The organism is Nitrospirota bacterium, assembly GCA_037386965.1.
In the GTDB taxonomy this organism is placed as follows: Bacteria; Nitrospirota; Thermodesulfovibrionia; order Thermodesulfovibrionales; family JdFR-86; genus JARRLN01.
This window is the reverse complement of record JARRLN010000130.1, coordinates 1-5258: the sequence shown is the minus strand read 5'-3', so window position 1 is coordinate 5258 and position 5258 is coordinate 1. Positions and strand designations below refer to the sequence as shown.

Annotated in this window: 4 protein-coding genes; 2 read left to right on the top strand and 2 right to left on the bottom strand. The window is 62.9% G+C overall.

Annotated features, from left to right (window positions below; genetic code table 11):
* Window positions 1-483: 483 nt before the first annotated feature.
* Window positions 484-1353, bottom strand: a complete 870-nt coding sequence (locus P8Y39_12825) for a glycosyltransferase (GenBank protein ID MEJ2193199.1) — start codon at window positions 1351-1353, stop codon at window positions 484-486.
* Window positions 1354-1491: 138 nt separating this feature from the next.
* Window positions 1492-1635: a hypothetical protein gene (locus P8Y39_12820; protein MEJ2193198.1), complete on the bottom strand. Its 144-nt coding sequence runs from the start codon at window positions 1633-1635 to the stop codon at window positions 1492-1494.
* A 300-nt stretch (window positions 1636-1935) separates the two neighbouring features.
* Here P8Y39_12820 and P8Y39_12815 point away from each other — a divergent pair, with 300 nt between their 5' ends.
* A complete protein-coding gene (locus tag P8Y39_12815) occupies window positions 1936-2298 on the top strand; it encodes a CYCYC family (seleno)protein (protein ID MEJ2193197.1) in 363 nt (120 codons plus the stop codon).
* Window positions 2299-2720: 422 nt separating this feature from the next.
* Window positions 2721-5111 carry a DNA topoisomerase (ATP-hydrolyzing) subunit B gene (gene gyrB, locus P8Y39_12810; protein ID MEJ2193196.1) on the top strand — a complete coding sequence of 797 codons (2391 nt, stop codon included), beginning with the start codon at window positions 2721-2723 and terminating at the stop codon, window positions 5109-5111.
* Window positions 5112-5258: the final 147 nt, after the last annotated feature.

The following is a 5258-nucleotide window of genomic DNA, read 5'->3' as shown; positions in this document are numbered from 1 at the left end:
CCTCAGCGGAGCCATTCCCACAGGCCTCGCTGCCATATGAGGACCTCCGGCGCCGGTACACCTGAGGCAGGATATCCTTTTAGATCCCACAAGTCGCCCTTTCGGGGAGGACGTGCAGGTTGTCCTCAAGGGGAAATCCTTTTGTCCCTCTGCCCTTATTTCCCAGACCCGGAGTAGGGGTGAATTCCGGCACCCCCTTCGAATCGGGTTACCTCAAAAGTTTGGTCATTTAGACCTCCTTTTGAAGTATTAGTGCCTCACGGCACTCGCGTTAGTTTATAGCAACAGCACGAAAATAGGCAAGGTTTTGGGGGATTGAAGGAAAGCTTTCTATAGGTTCAAGTTTGTAACCCGCACTCTTTTTCAGAGTCGGAACCAGTTACAACGAGGTGGCCCCCCCTACCTCTCCTCCACCGGATGCCCCCTCTCCAGCCATGCCTGCCAGCCCCGCCGGGATTTTGATTGCCCTGCTTGCGGCCTTCCTTACCCTCTCATCTTTCCATACACGCTCTCCGCGGAAACTCTCGCCGCGCGGAGCGGGTCGTTCAGGGCCGCTCTGGCGGCGTGCAGGGCGGCGCGCCCCCGGGCCGCGTGATGCCAGTCGTATTGAGCCAGGCGAAAGTGCAGCACGGCCCGCCGTTTTCTCACGCAGGAGAAGCTGTACGGATACCTCTTGACGGCTTCGTTAAGGATTATGAAGCCGTCCTCCCATATCTTCCTCGATGCCGTAAGCTGCGTTGTGTGCTTCCTGTGAAACGTCAAATACTCCGGCAGCAGGGCGAAACGCGTAATCTCGGCCATCTTGAGCCACATGTCGTGGTCGGCCGAGAAAATATCGGTCCTGAACGGCCCCGTCTCGGCAAAAAGCTCTTTTCTCAAGAGCACGCTCGAAGACGTCCTGATGGAGCACCGAAGCAGAAGCTCCTCCGGACCGACAAAACCCTTTTCGTCCTGCTCGACGGCGAAAAGCTCAACGTCGTTCTCATCTATTACCTTCACCTTCGTATAAACAAACCCGATGTCCGGATATTGCTCCAATAGTGCGTTCTGTTTCCGGAGCTTTTGCGGAGCCCAGAGATCGTCGTGGTCCATGAAGGCGATAAGCTCCCCCTGTGCCTCCGTCACGCCCAGGTTCATGGAAGCGGCGACGCCGCGATTTCCCCCTCGGGGGTGCGACAGGACGCGTACGGCGGGATATCTTTTCAGAATATCCCTGGTGCCGTCGGTCGAGCCGTCGTCCACCGCGATGACCTCCAGCGGGGGATAATCCTGCTTGAGAACGCTGTTCAGGGTTCTTTCGAGAAAACGCTCCGAATTGCAGCAGGGTATTATTATCGAAATAAGGTATGGCACCCGCGGCACCCCCTACTTTTTCTCCACCGGATACCCCCGCGTGAGCCATGCCTGCCAGCCCCCGTCCAGGGCGTAGGCGTGGGTGAAGCCCATCTGCCTCAGCTCGCGCGCCGCACGGGCGCTGGTCCGCTCGTTCGGTCAATCACAGTACAGGACCAGGGTCTCCCCGGGGGAGTACTTCCCGGCCCATGAGGCCACCTCTCCGGGGTCTTCCCGCACCGCGCCCTTTATCTTGTATTCGCTCTTTTGCCACTGCCTGGGGTCGCGCACGTCCAGGACCACCAGGCCCTCCTCGCCGAGGGAGGTTCTCCTCGCCGAGGGACGCCCTGAGCTTCTCCGGCGACATCCGCGGGGCGTAGGTGAGGCCGCTCCGGAGGGGCGCGCACCCCAGCACGGTTAGCGCGGCCATCATGAGGGCCAGAAAAAACCCCTTCGTGCGATGCCTGCCTTGCCCCATGGAGAAATTATATCACTCCCCGGCAGGGCCGCACCCTCAGTGCGGGCCCGGCTCGGGCCGCCCGTCTTCATCTTTCCTTCACACTTCCAAAGGTAAAATATAGCAACTCTTAGAAAGGGGGACGCATGGGGAAAGGTAACGCAAAACGGAAGAAGGCCGCCCAGGCCCGGCAGGCCCGCAAGAAAAGCACGGGCCGGATTCTCTGGGGCGTGGCCGCGCTGGCGGCCCTTGTCCTGGTGCTGGCCTTCGGGGGGGTCTTCCCCACCAACGGCTCGGCGCAGGGACGGTCTTTTTCGGTACAAGGGGGCGAGACCCGGCCCGTGGTCAATCCCACCTATTACGTGGGCGCTGCCCGGGCAGCCTACACCGTGGCCCAGAGCCACAGGGAGGTCCTCGACGGGGTCTACTGCTACTGCTACTGCGACCAGCCGCCCTTCTACCACAAGAGCCTTCTCAGCTGTTTCGTGGACAACCACGCCTCCACGTGAGGCATCTGCCAGGAAGAGGCCTTGTTGGCCTCCAAACTAGCGGATGACGGAAAGTCCATGGACCAGATAAAGAAGACCATCGACTCCCGGTACGGGAAGTAAAGCCCCCCATCATCCGGCTGCCGCCCTGCCTCACGCGAAGCAGGGCGGCCTCTTTTCCGGGGGCTCTCCGCCCCTGCCCTCATCCCCCGTCCCGGGGGTTACGGGCCCGGCCCGCGGCTTTTCCCCGGGCTGGCCGTTTTCCCCGTAAATTCAACATCTTTTGCCCCTTCAGGGGTGGCTATCTGAGGCCCGGATAGGGTATAATAAATAGTTATCTAAACCCGCCCGGTCCCCGGAGGGCGCGCCCCCTTTTCTGAGGGATGGCGCGGCAGGGTCCGGGCGTCATGAAAGGGCTTCCCGTGAAGAACTTCGAGGAGGACATGAAGAAGAACCCGACGACCAAGGAGAGCATCTACGGCGCCGAATCCATCAAGATACTGAAGGGCCTCTCCGCGGTGCGGAAGCGCCCCGCCATGTACATAGGGTCCACCTCGGTGGACGGCCTGCACCACCTGCTCTACGAGGTCGTGGACAACTCGGTGGACGAGGCCCTGGCGGGCTACTGCGACCGGATAGAGGTCATCCTGCACCCGGACGGCTCGGTCACGGTGGAGGACAACGGCCGGGGCATACCCACGGGGCCGCACCCCGGGGACCCCAAGGGGCGCAGCGCGGCCGAGATAGTCCTGACGGAGCTGCACGCCGGGGGGAAGTTCGAGGCCACGGCCTACAAGATATCGGGCGGCCTGCACGGGGTGGGCGTCAGTGTGGTCAACGCCCTGTCGGAGTGGCTGGAGGTGGAAATCCGCCAGGACGGCGTCCTCTGGCAGCAGCGCTTCGAGCGCGGGGTGCCCGCCGGCCCCCTGGAGGCCGTGGGCAAGTCGCGCCGCCGGGGCACCAAGATAACCTTCAAGGCCGACCCCCAGGTTTTCGAGACCACTGAGATGAGCTACGAGGTCCTGAGCCACCGCCTGCGGGAGCTGGCTTTCCTGAACAGCGGCCTCCGCATAAGCATCAACGACGAGATAGGCGGCCGCAAGCAGGAGTTCCTCTACAAGGGCGGCATCGTGAGCTTCGTGGAGCACCACAACAAGAACAAGAACACGCTGCACCCCAAGCCCATCTACATCGAGGGCGAGCGCGAGGGGGTGAGCGTGGAGGTGGCCCTTCAGTACACCGACAGCTATAACGAGAACATCTACACCTACGCCAACAACATAAACACCCGCGAGGGCGGCTCCCACCTGGTGGGCTTCAAGTCGGCCCTCACGCGCACCATCAACAGCTACGCCTCGGGCATGAAGGTCAAGGAAAGCCCCACCGGGGACGACATCCGCGAGGGGCTGACGGCGGTGGTGAGCGTGAAGCTGCCCAACCCCCAGTTCGAGGGGCAGACCAAGATGAAGCTCGGCAACAGCGAGGCCAAGTGGATAGTGGAGGGCATCGTCAACGACGCCCTGGGCCAGTACCTGGAGGAAAACCCCGCGGTGGCCAAGAAGATCGTGGACAAGGCGGTGCAGGCCGCCCGCGCCCGGGAGGCGGCCCGCAAGGCCCGGGAGCTGACCCGCAGGAAAAGCCCCCTGGAGGACACCGGCCTTCCGGGCAAACTCGCGGACTGTTCCGAGAAGGACCCCGCCCAGAGCGAGCTGTTCATCGTGGAGGGCGATTCCGCCGGAGGCTCGGCCAAGCAGGGCCGGGACCGCAGGAACCAGGCCATCCTCCCCTTGAGGGGGAAGATCCTCAACGTGGAGAAGGCCCGCTTCGACAAGATGCTCTCCTCCGAGGAGATACGGGTCCTCATCTCCGCCCTGGGCACCGGCATCGGCCCCGGGGAGTTCGACATCACGAAGGCCCGCTACCACAGGGTGGTCCTCATGACCGACGCCGACGTGGACGGCGCCCACATCCGCACGCTTCTGCTGACCTTCTTCTACAGGCAGATGTCCGATCTCATCGAGCAGGGCTACCTCTACATAGCGCAGCCCCCGCTGTACCGGGTGAGGCGCGGGAAGACGGACCGCTACATCCAGAACGACGCCGAGCTGATGCAGATGCTCTTTGAGCTTGCCTCCGAGGACATCGAGCTTTCGCTCAAGGGCCAGCCCGCCCGGGGGAAGGCCGTGGTGCCCTTCCTCAAGAGGCTGAGCGAGTTCGAGAAGCTCATGGACTGGTTCGTCATGCGCCGCTACGACCCCGCCCTGGTGCGGCTGCTCCTCGGCGAGGACGTGGACCCCGACCTTCTGAAGGACCACGGGAAGCTCGAGCAGGTCCTCGGCGCCGTCAGGGAGCACATCCCGGAGGCCACCGTGGGCGAGGTCGGCTTTGACGAGGAGCACCAGTCCCACAAGGTGGAGATACGGCGGCAGGGGACCAAGGCCCTCCTTCTGGAGGAGGACTTCGTCAAGAGCCCCGAGTACCGCACGCTCCGGAGGCTCTACGAGGGGGTGCGCGACCTGGGCCGCCCGCCCTATTTCGTGCGGGTCAAGGCCGTGGAGAGCGAGGTGGCTGGCAGCGGGGAGCTCCTGGACTTCGTCCTTCAGGTGGCCAAGAAGGGCCTTACCATACAGCGCTACAAGGGCCTGGGCGAGATGAACCCCCAGCAGCTCTGGGATACCACCATGGACCCCGAGCGCCGCACCCTCCGGCAGGTGGCCGTGGAGGACTCCATGCAGGCCGACGACATGTTCACCGTCCTCATGGGCGACGCCGTGGAGCCCCGCAAGGAGTTCATCACCAAGCACGCCCTGGAGGCCAGAAACCTCGACATCTGAGGGGGACCAGTCCCCTTTTAGAGACCGGTCCCTTTCTTATCTGTCAGACTCGGGAGGCCAGCCTCTCTTCTTACACCAAGCCTCCCTTTTTAAAGACCGTCCCCATTTTTCAGAAGGGGACTGGTCTTTAAGGAAAAGGGGGCTGGC